The organism is Nonomuraea recticatena, from assembly GCF_039533245.1.
GTDB classification, from domain to species: Bacteria; Actinomycetota; Actinomycetes; order Streptosporangiales; family Streptosporangiaceae; genus Nonomuraea; species Nonomuraea roseola.
The window spans coordinates 434,977-449,428 of record NZ_BAAATE010000005.1 but is presented as its reverse complement, the minus strand read 5'-3'; the positions used below and the strand labels follow the sequence as shown (position 1 = coordinate 449,428).

Below are 14,452 nucleotides of genomic sequence, written 5' to 3'. Positions count from 1 at the left end.
CGTGCACAGACGGCAGCCTCACCACAGTCGTCGAGCTGGGGAGCCCGTGCCGGCAGCCTCTCGCCGAGCAGTTCTCTGCCCCTCCCTTCGCATGCTTCCGCGGCCGAGGTGCTCGGGTGGGGTTGGACGGAAGTCTGCTGTTCGTGCCGCCGACTAGCATGGGGCCATGCCTCGTTTCCGCGCGATTCTTGACACTATGCCCCCCTACAAGGCAGGTAAGGCCGTGGTGAGCGCCGACGGCCGGTCGTACAAGCTCTCCTCCAACGAGACGCCCTACGACCCGCTGCCGTCGGTCGTCGAGGCGATCGCCGAGGGCGCGAGGCAGATCAACCGCTACCCCGACCCCGCCGCCGTCAGGCTGACCGAGTCGATCGCGGCCAGGTTCGGGGTGCCGCCCGAGCACGTGGCGCTGGGCGCGGGCTCCGTCACCGTCGCCCAGCAGCTCTTCGAGACGATCGGAGAGCCGGGCGCCGAGGTCATCTACGCGTGGCGCTCCTTCGAGGCCTACCCGCTGCTGGCCGACCTGGCGGGCGTGACCTCGGTGCGGGTGCCGCTGGTCGAGGAGAACCACGACCTGGACGCGATGGCGGCGGCCGTCACCGACCGCACCCGCATGATCTTCGTCTGCAACCCGAACAACCCCACGGGCACCTCGATCCGCAGGGCCGCGCTCGAGGCCTTCCTCGACAGGGTGCCCTCCGACGTGCTCGTGGTGCTGGACGAGGCCTACAGGGAGTACGTCCGCGACGCCGACGTCCCCGACGGGCTCGAGCTCTACCGCGACAGGCCGAACGTCTGCGTCCTGCGCACCTTCTCCAAGGCGTACGGCCTGGCGGGGCTGCGCGTGGGCTACCTGGTCGGGCACGAGCCCGTGGCCTCGGCGGTCCGCAAGACGATCATCCCGTTCGCCGTGAACCACCTGGCCCAGCTGGCCGCCGTCGCCTCGCTGGAGGCGGAGGCCGAGCTGCTCGAGCGGGTGGACACGGTCGTGAAGGAGCGCACCAGGGTCCGCGAGGCGCTCATCGCGCAGGGCTGGACGGTGCCGCCGACCGAGGCGAACTTCGTCTGGCTCAGGCTGGGGGAGCGCACGCTCGACTTCGCCGCCGCCTGCGCGGTGGAGGGGGTGGCGGTGCGGCCGTTCGCCGGTGAGGGCGCACGGATCTCGATCGGCACCCCCGAGGCCAACGACGCCTTCCTCAAGGCGGCCGCCGACTTCCGCGCCTAGCCGTCCCGTGCCTCACGGGGAGGGGCGCTGACCCTCCCCGTGAGGCACGGGAGAACCTCACTCCCAGCGCAGCAGGCGCGACAGGGTGATGAGGTGGGAGGCGTTGGTCCCGGTGAAGTTCGTGTACTTGGTGGACGCCAGCGTCCACACCTGCCGGTCGAACTCGGTCAGCTCCAGCCACGAGTGCAGGAAGTAGTCGACCCCGTTGGCCGCCCCCGTCCCGTCGACGTACAGGCTGAAGGCGGGCGCGGTCGTCGACCCGTTCCACATCCTGCTCTTGAGCGTGTTCTTGAAGGCCGTCATGTCGGTCCCGGTGAACACCTGCCCGCGCCGGTGGAACTCCACGAAGGCCGACAGGTCCACGTTCGCGTGTGACAGGTCCTCCTTCTTGGTGGTGTACGTCCCGTAGTTCCAGACGTACGCCCCGCCCGAGTTGGTCAGGTTGGCCTTGGCCCACTGCCCGACCTTCACGGCGCGCGACAGGTAGGTCGCGTCGCCGTTGACCTCGTTCAGGACCAGCAGCAGGTTGGCGAAGCCCAGCGGCATGTTGAACGGCAGGTCGTTGGCCGTCCCCGTATGGCTGAAGGTGTCGATGTCGGGCGGCTGCCTCCACGTGGTGCCGTTCCAGGTGTTGCCCAGGTAGGCGCTCTGCTCCCAGCGAGGGACGACCTCGGTTTCGAGGAAGGCGCGGTAGATCCCGGCCTTGGCCGCGTACGCCGACAGGGCGGGGGTCCTCGCGACCAGCCGGACGAACTCCGCGATCGGGATGCCGATCATGGCGTCGTGCACCATGTAGGGGAAGATCCCGCTCAGCTTCACGTCGTCGAAGGACGCCGAGCCGCTGACCGTGTACGACGCGTGCTCCAGCCAGACCGTCAGCGTGGGCCCGCCCGTGGGCAGCGTGCAGGTGGTCTGCTTGAACGTCCAGGTGGTGGTCGTGTAGTCGAGCGAGCAGATCGTCGCCGAGCCGTTGCGCAGCACGACGCGTCCCGTCACCGAGCCGCTCTTCTTGCCCCAGCCGCGAAGCAGGTATCGCGACCCGCCCTCGTAGGCGCTGTTGACGTTCTGCCTGAGCTTCTTCCACCTGGTCAGGTCGGAGACGACCCGCACGGACTGGGTGCCCGTGCCGCCGCCTGGCGTGTCCGTGGTCCTGTGGACGTGGCTGCCGGTGTCCTGGAACCTGGTCCAGGACGCGGGGAGCGTGGCGTCGCCGGTCGTCGCGCTCTCGAAGCTCGGGTTGGCCAGCTCGACCGGCGAGTACTGCGCGGTGCTCCAGCCGTGGAAGCCGTCGCCGTCGAGGTCGTCGGCGTTGCCGATGACCGTGTCGGCGTGGGTGACGACCTTGTCGAGCCAGGAGGTGTCCTGCGTGACGGCGTAGGCGTCGAGGTAGCTGCGCATGATGTAGCTCTCGCCCCACGCCAGGTTCGCGCTGTTGGGGTCGGTGTAGACGGTGTGCCCGATCTGCGCCTCGAGCGCCTTGTACTTCGTCAGCCACACGCTCTCTGCCGCGGCGGGAGAGGGGGCGGGGGTGGCCGCCAGCACCAGCGCGGCCGCCGTGATCAGCTTGAGTAACATCAGGCCCCCCTGCGCGCGTGCCAGTTGAGGTAGGCGACGCAGCCCAGGTAGGAGCCGAGCTGCGGCTGCACCGCGCGGGCCTCGTAGATGGAGCGCGCGTGCGTGAACACCGCCTCGTCCCACTGGGCCACCGCCATCCATCGCGGCGCCTGCAGGTACTGCCCCGCGCTGGTGGTGCTGCCCGTGCCGTTGACGCGCTGGTAGGCGGTGGGGTGGCCGTCGGCGCCCGTGGGAGCGATCAGGTTCCTGCTGTAGGTGCGGGCGAAGCGGGCCATGTCCTCGCCCTTGTAGAACAGGTGGTTGCGGAAGGCGGCCGCGGCGAACTCCACGTCGATCGCGCCGTGGCTGAGGTCCTCGACGCCGCGTCCCGGGTTGCTCGACGGGGTGTACTCGGAGACGCCGTCGGTCTTGGCGAAGCCGTTGTGGACCTTGCCGAACGTCGGCCAGTACGTCCAGACGTAGGCGTCGTCGACGTCCACCTGCAGCTCACGGGCGAACGTGCGCGCCATCCGCTGCGTCCTGTCCCTGTAGAAGGGGTCGCCCGTGGCCGCGGCCAGCTCGGCGTAGGTCTGGCCGAGCGCCAGGCTCTGGTTGGTGGGCTGCTCGGTGCCGTCGTTGCCGAGCGGGGTGCCCTTGTTCCACACGAAGTAGCCGTGGCCGTCCTCGGTCTGGCGCCACTCGTCGTCGTGGACCGCCGCCGCGTCCCGCGCCGCCTTCAGGTACTCCACCGCCTTGTGCCGGTACTTCGGTACGGCCAGCAGTTTCGGGGACCCGAAGACGATTTTCGCGAACGACGCCATCGGGTAGGTGATCATCCCGGTGTGCACGGTGAAGACCACGGGCTGCGAGGTGAAGGGCGTCGCCCCCAGGAGGGGCATCGCTCCGGCCTCGGGCGAGGGCCTGAGCTCCTTCGCCGTGACCAGCGTCGGCGTCGGATAGGCGTCGAAGATCCTGCGCACCGCGTAGTCGGCAGCCGCGGGGTCGAGCGACAGGTCGGGGAAGGTGGCCACCAGGTTGGTCCTGTGGTTCTTCACCTCCAGGGTGAAGCGGCCCTCGGAACTGCCCGCCCGTACGGTGGCCACCGCGTTGTCGGCGTAGGTCAGCGCGGTGCGCACCTCCAGCAGCGGCGTGCCGTCCGCGCTCTTCAGCGTGACGATGCCCGCCGTGTAGGGGGCCATGGCCCGCCAGGCGGGCAGCGACAGCCCCCTGTGGTCCTTGACCCCGCGCACCGAGTCGCGGTTGGCCAGCACCAGGTCGATGTTGGCGATGAGCCTGTCGAGGTAGTGGGTGTCCTTGTAGGCCTCGTACATCCTGATGAAGCCGAGCAGGACGTACGACTGGCCCCACGCGAGGCCGCCGTGCTCGTTGGTGTCGGTCGGCTGGCCACCGTTGCCGCTCTCGTGGAAGAGCTTGTCGAACAGGTCGAAGGTCTCGCGCGAGGTGTAGTCGTACCCCGCCGAGGCGTGGGCCGTGCCTGCGAAGGAGCCGAGGGCGCCCACGGCCAGGGCGCCGAGGGTGAACTGCCTGCGGGACAACTGCATGGATGTGCCTCCGGGGGGCTAGGAGCGCCTGGCGAACCAGTTGAGGTAGGCGACGCAGAGCAGGGTGGAGCCCATCTGCGACTCGACGGCGTGGTCGTCGTAGACCTGCCGCGCGTGGGTGAAGAGGGCGGGCTCCCACGGGGCGACCGGCATGAACCTGGGCGCCTGGAGGTACTGCCCCGCGGGGGCGAGCCCGCCGCCGCCGTCGACGTAGAGGAAGGTCGTGGCCACGCCGTTGTCGGTGGTGGCCAGGTTCCTGGTGTAGGTACGGGCGAGGCGGACCATGTCGTGTCCTCGGAAGGCCAGGCCCCAGCGGTGCGCGACGGCGGCGAACTCCACGTCGATGCCCGCGTGGCTGAGGTCTTCGCGCTGCTGCGCGCCGACGGGCGGCCTGCCGTACGACGGGGTCCATTCGGAGACGTCGTCGGCCTGCGTGTAGCCGGTGTACATCTTCCCGGACGTGGGCCAGTACGGCCAGACGTAGGCGTCGTCGGCGTCGGCGGTCAGGTCGCGCGCGAAGGCGGCGGCCAGGCGCCTGGTGCGGTCGCGATAGACCTGCTCGCCCGTGGCCGCGGCCAGTTCGGCGTAGGTCAGGCCCAGGCCGAGCGTCTGGTTGTGGGGCTGCTCGGTGCCGTCGTAGGGGACGGGCATGTGCTTGGGCCAGACGAAGTAGCCGCCGTCCCTCCATTCGCGTTCGTGAACGGCGACCGCCTGCCTGACGGCGGTGAGGTACTCGGCGGCCTTGGCCCGGTAGCGGGGGTCGGCGCGCAGGCGGGGGCTGTGGTGGACGAGCCTGACGAAGGAGGCCATCGGGTAGGTGATCATGCCGGTGTGCACGGAGAAGAGCACCGGCGCGGCGGCCAGCTGGAAGGTGCCGGGTGCCGGGGCCGAGCCGCCCGAGAGGTCCTTGACGGTCACCATGTTCGGCGAGGGGTAGGCGGCGAGGACGCGCCGCACGGCGTAGTCGGGGCTGGTCTGGTCCATCGTCAGGTCGATGAAGGTGGAGACCCGCTTCTTCCTTGGGTTGTTCACCACGAGGGTGAAGCGGCCCTCGGCGCTGCCCGCCGTGACGGTCGCCACGGCGTCACTGACGTTGGTGAGGGCGCTGCGCACCTCCAGCGCCGGCCGTCCCTCCGCGTCGAGCAGGGTCACGCCGCCCGCCGAGTAGCTGGTGTTGCGCCAGGACGGCAGCGACAGGCCGCGGTAGTCGCTCACCCCTCGCACCGAGTCGCGGCCGGCGAGCACCAGGTCGATGTTGGTGATGAGCCTGTCGAGATAGTGGGGGTCCTTGTAGGCCTCGTACATCCTGACGAAGGCGGCCAGCACGTACGACTGGCCCCAGCCCAGCGCGCCCAGCTCGTTGGTGTGGCTGGGCTGGCCGGTGGCCCCGCTGTCGTGGAAGGCCCTGTCGAACAGGTCGAAGGTCTCGCGCGAGGTGTAGTCGTAGCCGGCCGCGCCGGTGAAGCCGAGCGCGCCCATGGCCAGCGCGCCCAAGCCGAACTGTCGTCGAGTCAACATCGGTCAACCTTTCACTGCGCCTCGCATGCCTTCGAGGACGTGGCGTTGCATGATCATGAAGACGACGACCACCGGGATGATCGAGATGATCGTTCCTGCGGCGAGCGTGCGGACGTCGGTGCCGGTGATCCCCGCCAGGTAGGCGATCCCGAGCGCGATCGGGTACTTCGCCGAGTCCTTCAGCACCACCAGGGGCCAGATGAAGCTGTTCCAGACGGAGATGAAGCCGAAGATGCCGAGGATCGCCAGCGTCGGCCTGGCGGCAGGCAGCATGACGTGCCAGAAGATGCGCAGCTCGTGGCAGCCGTCGGTGCGGGCGGCGTCCACGATCTCGCGCGGCACCCCTGCGAACGTCTGGCGGAGCAGGAAGATCCCGAAGGCCGACAGCAGTCCGGGAAGGATCACTCCCGCGAACGTGTCAGCCATCCCGAGCTGCGAGACCACGAGGAAGCGGGGGATCAGCATGACCTCGCCAGGCAGGAACATCGTCGACAGGATCGCCAGGAAGATGAGGTTCCTGCCGCGGAAGCGCAGCCGCGCCAGCGGGTAGGCGCACAGCGCCGAGACCAGGACGTAGAACGGCACCGTCGCGCTGACGTAGATGACCGAGTTGAGCAGGTAACGCGGGTAGGGGATCGCCGTCCACGCCTCCTTCACCCAGTCCAGCACCGGCGGGCGGGGGATGATGTCGGGAGGGAAGGAGAAGACCGCCTGGCCGGACGGCTTCAGCCCCGCCGACAGCAGGATCAGGAACGGACCGACGAAGACCAGCGCGATCGCGGTCAGCAGGATGTACATGCCCGCGCGTCTCATGATCTCCCCTTGGTGATGCGGTAGTTGAGCATCGCCATCGCGATCATCACGACCCACAGCACGAGTCCGACCGCGCTGGCGTATCCCATGTCGTAGTGCTCGAACCCCGCCGACCAGATGTAGTAGCCGAGCGTCAGCGTCGCGTCCTGCGGGCCGCCTCTGGTCATCACGTAGACCGAGGTGAAGGCCTGCATGGCGTCGAGCATCTCCATCGTGATCGCGACCGCGATGTAGGGGATCATGAGCGGCACCGTGATGCGCCACAGCCGCTGCCACGCCGACGCGCCGTCGACCCTGGCCGCCTCGTAGAGCGAGCTGTCGATCGTCTGCAGGCCGGCCAGATAGATCATCATGTAGAAGCCCATGCTCTTCCAGCCCTCGACCAGGATGAGCGCGGGCAGCGCCCAGAACGGGTCGAGCAGGTACTGGATGGGCTGGTCGAGCAGTCCTGCCCCGGTGAGGATCCAGTTGAGCACGCCCTGCTGGTGGAAGACGTACTCCCAGGCCACCGCCACCGCGACCATCGAGGTCACCACCGGCAGGTAGTAGAGCATCCTGAACGTCCTGATCCCCGGCAGCTTCTGGTTCACCAGGACGGCCAGCAACAGCGGCGCCACCACCAGCAGGGGGAAGAGCCCGATCAGGAACAGCACGGAGTTGAGCGTCGCGGTCCAGAACGTGGAGTCGCCGACCATCTTGACGAAGTTGTCCAGGCCCACGAACTCGGGCGGGGACACCACGTCGTACTCCATGAAGGAGAGCTGGATCGCGGTCAGGGCAGGCCAGACGAAGAACACCCCGAACAGCGCCAGCGCGGGCAGCGCGAACAGGTAGGGGGTGTACCACCGCTGTCCTGGCATATGAGTCCTAAAGTCCGTATAACGGCGGCCGGAATTTTGTGCAGCGTAAGCGCGGGCCGGGAAAGCCGTCAACACCTTCTTCGGTGGAGCCCCAGCCCAACAGCGTGCTCATCCGATCGGTGAAGAGGACGGGTGGGATTGACGGCCAGCTTGCGCGATGTCATTCTGCCGAAAGTTGCCGTTGAGGACGGCCATAATCTCAGGAGGTGCTCCGTGATGGCCAGAGGGGTCTTCATGGCGGGCGCGCTCGCGCTGTCCCTGCTCGTCACCGGCTGTGTGGCGGGAACGTCGTCCGAGGGCGCCGCGGTCGCCGACGACCAGCCCTTCGAGGGCGAGGTCGAGTTCTGGACGATCAATCTGAAGAAGAACTACAGCGACTTCATCACCGGCCTCATCGACGACTACCGCAAGCAGCACCCGAAGGTCGCGGTCAACTGGGTCGACGTGCCGGGCCAGGAGAGCGCCACCAAGCTGCTGGCCGCCGTGGCCAGCGGCGACGTCCCCGACGCCGTCAACATCTCCTCCCTCGACCTGGGCAGGTTCGCTCCCTCGCTCAGCCCGCTCGAGGACCACTTCAAGCCCGCCGACCTGGCCGACTTCCAGCCCAACCTGGTCGAGCCGCTGCGCATCGACGGCAAGCTCTACGCCGTGCCCTGGTACAACGGCGGCGCACCCGTCGCCATGTACCGCAAGTCGGTGCTGGAGAAGGCGGGAGCCGATCTCGGCAAGCCGCCGACCAGCTACGACGAGGCGCTCGCCCTGGCCGACTCGGTCCACGACAAGACCGAGGTCTACGGCATGAACTCGATCCCCGACCACAACGCGCTGCGTTACTACGGGATCAAGCTGCTGTCCGACGACAAGAAGAGCGCGGCGTTCAACACTCCCGAGGCCGTCGCGATCCTGGAGAAGTTCAAGAAGAGCTACGACGCCAAGGGCATCGCGCCGGGCGCCGTCTCCAAGGACATCCGCAACCTGCCGCAGACGCTCGAGAACGGCCAGATCGCCTTCAAGGCCACGGCCAACGCCGCCGAGCTGCTCAACATCCAGAAGAACGCGCCCGAGGTGTACGAGGACCTGGTCGTGACCCCGCCGGTCAGGATGAGCACGGGCGGCTTCCTGCTCCTGGCCCAGCAGGCCTTCTCCATCCCCAAGGCCTCCAAGCACAAGAAGGCCGCCGCCGAGTTCATCAAGTTCTTCACCAACGGCGCTAACCAGCTGGCCTTCTGCAAGATCGTGCCGATCTACCCCTCGACCGTCTCCTCCACCAAGGACCCGTTCTTCTCCGGCAGCGACGGCGACGACCCGATGTCCGTCGCGCGAAGCGTGATCGTGAAGGGCCTGCCCGAACTGGAGTACACCCCGATCGGCACCGCCAAGGACTCCGAGCTGGGCGAGCTCCTCTCCGAGGAGGTCAGGGCCTACCTCACGGGAACCAAGAGCGCCAAGGAGGCGCTCGACACAGCAGAGAAGCGATGGAATGACGCACTTGCCTCCTAAGCTCAGGGTCGGGATCGTGGGCGCGGGGATCATGGGCCGCGGCCACGCCGAGGTCCTCTCCGCCCACCCCGACGTCGAGATCACCGCGGTCTCCAGGCGACCCCTGGCACACGCGGAGTCCGCGACCGTCCACGCCGACTACCGCGACCTGCTCGCCTCGGGCACGGTCGACGCCGTCTCGATCACCACCCCCGACCACCTGCACGCCGACGTGATGGTGGCAGCGGCGCGGGCCGGCGTGCACATCCTGGTCGAGAAGCCGTTCACCACGACCGTGGAGGACGCCGACCGCGCGGTGGCCGCGATCAGGCAGGCGGGCGTGGTCGCCATGTGCCTGTTCAACCACCGCTGGGTGCCCGCCTACGCGCAGGCCAAGGAGCAGATGGCGCTGGTCGGCGAGCCCGTCGTCGGCTACGCCCGCAAGGACGACACCATCCATGTGCCCACCGAGATGATCGGCTGGGCCGACAGGACCACCAGCGCCTGGTTCCTCTCCAGCCACGACATCGACCTGGTCACCTGGCTCTACGACGATCACGTGGTCGAGGTCTTCGCCACCGCGAGGTACGGCAAGCTGCGCGGCATGGGCATCGACACGCCGGACGCGATGCAGATCCAGGCCCGTTTCAGCAGGGGAGCGGTCGCCACCTTCGAGTCGGCGTGGATCTATCCCAACACCTTCCCGACCATGGTCGACAGCTACGTCACGGTCGTCGGCGAGGACGGGGTGATCCAGCTCGACCGCCAGAAGGAGAACATCCAGCTGGCCACCTCGAAGTCCTACACCTACCCGCGCAACATGCTCCAGCGCGTCGTCCACGGGGTGCCGGCGGGCGCCTACCGCGACGCCATCCACCACTTCGTCGACTGCGTGCGCACCGGGACCGAGCCGTTGATCAGCGTGGAGAGCTCGCGCCACGTCACCGCCGTCCTCGCCGCCGCGCACGAGTCGGCCCGCACGGGAGCGCCGGTGAAGCTTTGATGTCCTCCTCGATATCGGTGGAGAAGGCCCCGCACGTGCATCCCACGCGCATGCGGCACATCCCCGACGACGACCTCTTCGCCGCGCTGGGCGGCGACAGCAGGGCGTGGCGCAGGCGCCTGCCCTTCCCCGCGGGGCTGCCGGCGGCGGGGGCCGACGCGCTGCTCGGCGTCGAGGTGGACTTCCTCGACAAGGGCCACGGCCGCTCGCGCCTGTACGGCTTCCACTACCTGCGCTGGATGACCCCACTGGTCGCCGCCTACGCCGAGAGCGGCGACCAGCGCTACGCCGACGAGTGGGAGCGCCTGTTCCGCCAGTGGTACGCCGGCCGCGACCTCGTCGAGGGTGACTGGCCCGGTCTCGACGTGGTCTGGTACTCCCTCGGCGTGTGCGCCAGGTCGATGTACGTGACGCAGGCGCTGGCCGTCCTCGGTGAGGCGGTCGGCGAGGAGTGCTGGAAGGAGATGATGAAGACCGTCCTTGGCGGAGCCCGCTGGGCCGCCGAGGAGCACGACGAGTTCAGGCACGGCAACTGGCAGTTCGCCACCGTCTGCGAGCTGCTCCACACCGCGAGGGTCTTCGAGGAGCTGCCGGAGGCCGAGGGCTGGGCGCAGATCGCGAAGGCCCGCATCCACGAGCACCTGGAGCGCGACGTGCGCGCCGACGGCGGGCATCACGAGCGCTCGCCCGGCTACCACGGCATGTGCCTCGACGCCCTCAAGCGGGCCGCCGCCGTGGAGCCCGAGCTGGCCGCCCACCCGCGCTACCTGGCCATGCACGACTGGCTCGCGGCCCTCATGACCTCGGGCGGCTGGGTGCCGCACCTGCAGGACAGCGGCATCGTCTGGCCCGAGGGCGTCGAACCGGCCGAGGGCTCGCTGAACCTGGAGGCCAGCGGCTACGCCGTCTTCCGTTCGGACACCTTCCACACCGTGATCAACTACGGCCCGTACGTCGGCCACGAGCTCGAGCCGCACAGCCACCACGCCGCGCTCGACTTCGTGATCTCAGGATGGGGTGTGCCGCTGGCGTGGGAGGCGGGCGGCCCGCCGTCCTACGACGACCCCGGCTACTACGACTGGTACCAGGCGACCAGGGCGCACAACACGCTGCTCGTGCCCGGCCACGACTACACCGAGGACCGCAGGGCCGCATGCGACCTGTTCAGCACCACCCGCGAGCTGGACGTCTTCAAGGGGCACCACCACGGCTACCCCTCCCGCCACGACAGGACGATCGTCTTCGTCCGTGACCAGGGCTACTGGGTGATCACCGACCGGATCGAGGCGGAGGCGATCTGGCAGGTGCACGGCCTGTCCCCCTGGGTACGGCACGGCGACGGCTACGTCAGCGAGCGCGGCCCCGGGCTCCTCGTGGTGCCCCTGGAGCCACCGGAGCAGGTCGTGCTCGGGAACGGTCCCGCCAGGATCCCCGACCCCGTGACCAGGACGGCGGAGTACGGCGAGATCCACTCGCTGGGCCTGCGCCGCAGCGACGGCAGGTTCACCGTCGGGCTCTTCCCCTTCACCGACGAACCTCCCACGATCCCCGACGGATGGACGGTCCATGCTGATCGACGCTGACGCGATGCTCGGCCGCCACCCGCGCAGGGACGTCGGCGAGGGCACGGTCGCCGAGACGCTGGCCAGGATGGACCGCTTCGGCATCGCGGAGGCCGTCGTGAGCCACACCCTGTCCTGGCTGCACGACCCGCACACCGGCAACCTCAGGCTGCTCGACCTGGTCGTGGGGGAGCCGAGGCTGCGTCCCTGCTGGGTGCTGCTGCCCGACACCTGCGGCGAGACGGGCTCGCCCGCCGCGTTCACGGCCGCCGCGCTGGAGGCGGGGGTCGGCGCCGTGCGCGCCTACCCCGCCGACCACGGCTACGACCTGGCGGGCCGCGACGCCGCCTCGATGCTCCACGCCCTCGCCGAGGCGCGGCTGCCGTTGCTGCTCGACGCGGCGCAGGTCGGCTGGCCGTCCATCGAGGCGATCGCGCGGACCCACCCCGAGCTGCCCGTCGTGGTCGGAGGGCTCGGTTACCGCGTGCTCAGGCAGGCGGCGGGCGTGCTGGCCCGCACCGCCAACGTCCACCTGGGGCTGGCCAACCTCTCCTCCCACTGCGGCCTCGAGTGGCTCGTCGAGCGCTACGGCGCGCACCGCGTGGTCTTCGGCACCGGCGCGCCGGTCAGGGACCCGGCCGAGTCGGTGACCAGGCTGCTGTGGTCGGAGCTCGACGACCGGTCCGTGGCCGCCATCGGGGCCGGCAACCTGCGCGGCCTGCTGCGCGAGGAAGCGAGGGTGGCGTGAACGCCCTGGCGGCGGCGGTGTGGAAGCGCGAGCCGCAAAGGGCCCTGCGGATCGTGGACGCGCACGCGCACGCGGGGCCGTACAGCCTGTTCTTCATCCCCGACGCGGGCAGGGACGGGCTGGTGAGGGTGATGGACAGGTGCGGGGTGTCGCACGCCGTCATTTCCAGCCACCTGGCGATCCAGCTCGACGCGGCCGAGGGCAACGCGCAGACGGCCGAGATCGTCGCGCAGGCGGCGGACAGGTTCACCGGGTACCTGACCGTCAACCCCTGGCAGGACCCCGCGGGCGAGCTCGACAAGTGGGGGCGCGATCCGCGCTTCGGCGGGATCAAGCTCCATCCCGACCTGCACGACTACCCGCTCACGGGCCGGCGGTACGCCCCGGTGTGGGAGTTCGCGCAGCGGACGGGGTGCCCGGTGCTGACGCACACCTACGACGGCTCGCCGTACAACGACCTGCCGATGGTCGACGAGGTCGCCGCGCGCCACCCCGGCGTGGTGATCCTGGCGGGGCACGCGGGGGCCACGCCGCTCGGCTTCGACGCCGCCATCGAGGTGGCGCAGCGGCGGCCCGGCGTGGTGCTGGAGGTGTGCGGGTCCTTCAACACCGGCGCCGACATCGCCACAATGGTGAGAGAGGTGGGCGCCGACCGGGTGGTCTACGGCTCCGACTTCCCCTTCATCGACCTGCGGATGTCGCTGGGACGGGTAATCTTCAGTGGCCTCCCTGAGGAGGATCGGGCGGCGGTGCTCGGGGGAACGATGACCCGCCTGCTTCAGTGGCGATCCGGACTGGGGTGATCACGATCATGGATCGGTTGCGTTCAGAGGCTCGGTCCAGGGTGGCGATCGGGGTCGTGGGGCCGAGCGATCTGGTCGAGGAGATCATGATGATCGGCGCCGACCTGCCGGGCGCCGCCGACTGGCGCCTGGTCGGCGCCCCGCACGCCGGAGAGCACGAGACCTACGAGAAGTTCTCCAGGATCGCCGACAGCATCGACGTCGTGCTGTTCACAGGACCGCTCCAGCACGACCTGGCCAGGCAGGCGGGCGAGCTGCCCGTCCCCGCCACCCACGTGCCGATGAGCGGCGCCAGCCTCTACGCCAGCCTGCTGCGCGGCGTGCTCACCCAGGGCATCGACCCTGCCAGGGTGAGCATCGACTCCCTGCCCGCGGCGGACGTCGACGAGGCCTACGGCGAGATCGGGGTGAGCACCGAGGGCGTGCACCTGTCGGAGTACGACCAGCCCGAGTCCGCCCGCGGATTCGCCGCCTTCCACGAGCAGCTCTACCGCCAGGGCACCACCACCGCGGCGCTGACCACGATCAGGAGCGTGGCGGGGAAGCTGGCCGCCGAGGGCGTCCCCGTGCTGCGCATGCTGCCCACCTCCCACACGCTGCGGCTGGCGCTCAACACCGCCGCGCTGCTCGGCACGGGCAGCAGGCTGGAGGAGTCGCAGATCGCGATCGTCGTGGTCGAGCTGGCCGCCTCGGCCAGGCCCACCTACTCGGGTCCTGGCAACTACTGGCAGCAGGAGCTCAAGCTGTCGCTGCACCAGTCGCTGCTGGCCGACGCGCGGCTCATGGGGGCCACGGTGACGGCGCGCGACGAGAACAGCTACGTCGTGACCGCGACCGTCGGCGCGCTCGCGCAGGCCACGGACGGCTTCAGGGTCGCGCCGTTCATGGACAGGATCAGGGCGGACGCGGGCGTGGCGGTCGAGGTCGGCATCGGGCTCGGCACCACCGCGCGCGACGCCGACTCCAACGCGATGGTCGCGGTGGAGAAGGCGCGGGGGGTGGGCGCGGCCGCCGCCTACCTGGTGGGCGGCGACGGGGTGGTGCTGTCGCTGCCGCTGCGCCAGCGCAGGCGGGTCGAGAGCGAGCCCGTGGTCGCCACCAAGGCGGCCAAACTGCTCGAACGGCTGGTCGAGGCGTTGGGTGACGGGCCGCTCGTCGTGGACGCCGAGACGGTGGCCGAGGTGCTGGAGATCGCGCCTCGCAGCGCGCGCCGGGTGCTGCAGAGCCTGGCGGAGGAGGGGCTGGCCTGGCCGATGCCCCCGGTGAAGGGCACCCAGGCAGGACGGCCCCGCCAGCCGTACCGGCTGGTGAAGGGGTGACTGGCA

General features: G+C 69.6%; 12 protein-coding genes. 7 read left to right on the top strand and 5 right to left on the bottom strand.

Annotation, left to right across the window (positions count from 1 at the left end; genetic code table 11):
• Nucleotides 1-166 precede the first annotated feature (166 nt).
• Nucleotides 167-1,225 carry a histidinol-phosphate transaminase gene (hisC, locus tag ABFX50_RS13710; RefSeq protein WP_183652551.1) on the top strand — a complete coding sequence of 353 codons (1,059 nt, stop codon included), beginning with the start codon at nt 167-169 and terminating at the stop codon, nt 1,223-1,225.
• Nucleotides 1,226-1,282: 57 nt separating this feature from the next.
• On the opposite strand, the gene ABFX50_RS13705 is transcribed toward hisC, so the two are convergent.
• From ABFX50_RS13705 to ABFX50_RS13685, 5 genes are read right to left on the bottom strand one after another with little or no spacing between them, the layout of a single operon-like run.
• Complete coding sequence (locus ABFX50_RS13705; protein ID WP_346146385.1) at nt 1,283-2,800, bottom strand: hypothetical protein; 1,518 nt, start codon at nt 2,798-2,800, stop codon at nt 1,283-1,285.
• A complete protein-coding gene (locus ABFX50_RS13700; RefSeq protein ID WP_346146383.1) occupies nt 2,800-4,341 on the bottom strand; it encodes a hypothetical protein in 1,542 nt (513 codons plus the stop codon). The genes ABFX50_RS13705 and ABFX50_RS13700 overlap by 1 nt, the downstream gene beginning before the upstream one ends.
• 18 nt (nt 4,342-4,359) lie before the next feature.
• Complete coding sequence (locus ABFX50_RS13695) at nt 4,360-5,859, bottom strand: hypothetical protein (RefSeq protein WP_346146381.1); 1,500 nt, start codon at nt 5,857-5,859, stop codon at nt 4,360-4,362.
• A 3-nt stretch (nt 5,860-5,862) separates the two neighbouring features.
• Nucleotides 5,863-6,672, bottom strand: a complete 810-nt coding sequence (locus tag ABFX50_RS13690; RefSeq protein WP_346146379.1) for a carbohydrate ABC transporter permease — start codon at nt 6,670-6,672, stop codon at nt 5,863-5,865.
• Nucleotides 6,669-7,532, bottom strand: coding sequence for a carbohydrate ABC transporter permease (locus ABFX50_RS13685; protein ID WP_346127118.1), 864 nt, complete (start codon nt 7,530-7,532; stop codon nt 6,669-6,671). The genes ABFX50_RS13690 and ABFX50_RS13685 overlap by 4 nt, the downstream gene beginning before the upstream one ends.
• A gap of 216 nt (nt 7,533-7,748) precedes the next feature.
• Between ABFX50_RS13685 and ABFX50_RS13680 the strand changes: the two genes are divergently transcribed.
• Genes ABFX50_RS13680 through ABFX50_RS13655 form a run of 6 tightly spaced genes read left to right on the top strand, consistent with a single transcriptional unit; the run spans nt 7,749 to nt 14,446 of the window.
• On the top strand, nt 7,749-9,032 hold the full coding sequence (locus tag ABFX50_RS13680; RefSeq protein WP_346146376.1) for an ABC transporter substrate-binding protein: 1,284 nt from the start codon (nt 7,749-7,751) through the stop codon (nt 9,030-9,032).
• The gene (locus tag ABFX50_RS13675; RefSeq protein ID WP_379504941.1) at nt 9,022-10,014 is read left to right on the top strand and encodes a Gfo/Idh/MocA family protein; all 993 of its coding nucleotides are present in this window, start codon (nt 9,022-9,024) and stop codon (nt 10,012-10,014) included. Before ABFX50_RS13680 ends, ABFX50_RS13675 begins: the two co-directional genes overlap by 11 nt.
• Entirely contained in the window at nt 10,014-11,597 is a 1,584-nt protein-coding gene (locus ABFX50_RS13670) for a heparinase II/III domain-containing protein (protein WP_346146372.1), read from the top strand. The genes ABFX50_RS13675 and ABFX50_RS13670 overlap by 1 nt, the downstream gene beginning before the upstream one ends.
• Nucleotides 11,581-12,324, top strand: a complete 744-nt coding sequence (locus ABFX50_RS13665; RefSeq protein WP_346146370.1) for an amidohydrolase family protein — start codon at nt 11,581-11,583, stop codon at nt 12,322-12,324. The genes ABFX50_RS13670 and ABFX50_RS13665 overlap by 17 nt, the downstream gene beginning before the upstream one ends.
• Entirely contained in the window at nt 12,321-13,127 is an 807-nt protein-coding gene (locus ABFX50_RS13660; RefSeq protein WP_346146368.1) for an amidohydrolase family protein, read from the top strand. Before ABFX50_RS13665 ends, ABFX50_RS13660 begins: the two co-directional genes overlap by 4 nt.
• A 17-nt stretch (nt 13,128-13,144) precedes the next feature.
• Nucleotides 13,145-14,446: a GTP cyclohydrolase IIa gene (locus ABFX50_RS13655; RefSeq protein WP_346146366.1), complete on the top strand. Its 1,302-nt coding sequence runs from the start codon at nt 13,145-13,147 to the stop codon at nt 14,444-14,446.
• Nucleotides 14,447-14,452 lie beyond the last annotated feature (6 nt).

Bases quoted from the DNA above. Each gene is read 5' to 3' on its own strand.
- hisC (WP_183652551.1), top strand. From the start codon at position 167: ATGCCTCGTTTCCGCGCGATTCTTGACACTATGCCCCCCTACAAGGCA.
- ABFX50_RS13705 (WP_346146385.1), bottom strand. From the start codon at position 2,800: ATGTTACTCAAGCTGATCACGGCGGCCGCGCTGGTGCTGGCGGCCACC.
- ABFX50_RS13700 (WP_346146383.1), bottom strand. From the start codon at position 4,341: ATGCAGTTGTCCCGCAGGCAGTTCACCCTCGGCGCCCTGGCCGTGGGC.
- ABFX50_RS13695 (WP_346146381.1), bottom strand. From the start codon at position 5,859: ATGTTGACTCGACGACAGTTCGGCTTGGGCGCGCTGGCCATGGGCGCG.
- ABFX50_RS13690 (WP_346146379.1), bottom strand. From the start codon at position 6,672: ATGAGACGCGCGGGCATGTACATCCTGCTGACCGCGATCGCGCTGGTC.
- ABFX50_RS13685 (WP_346127118.1), bottom strand. From the start codon at position 7,532: ATGCCAGGACAGCGGTGGTACACCCCCTACCTGTTCGCGCTGCCCGCG.
- ABFX50_RS13680 (WP_346146376.1), top strand. From the start codon at position 7,749: ATGGCCAGAGGGGTCTTCATGGCGGGCGCGCTCGCGCTGTCCCTGCTC.
- ABFX50_RS13670 (WP_346146372.1), top strand. From the start codon at position 10,014: ATGTCCTCCTCGATATCGGTGGAGAAGGCCCCGCACGTGCATCCCACG.
- ABFX50_RS13665 (WP_346146370.1), top strand. From the start codon at position 11,581: ATGCTGATCGACGCTGACGCGATGCTCGGCCGCCACCCGCGCAGGGAC.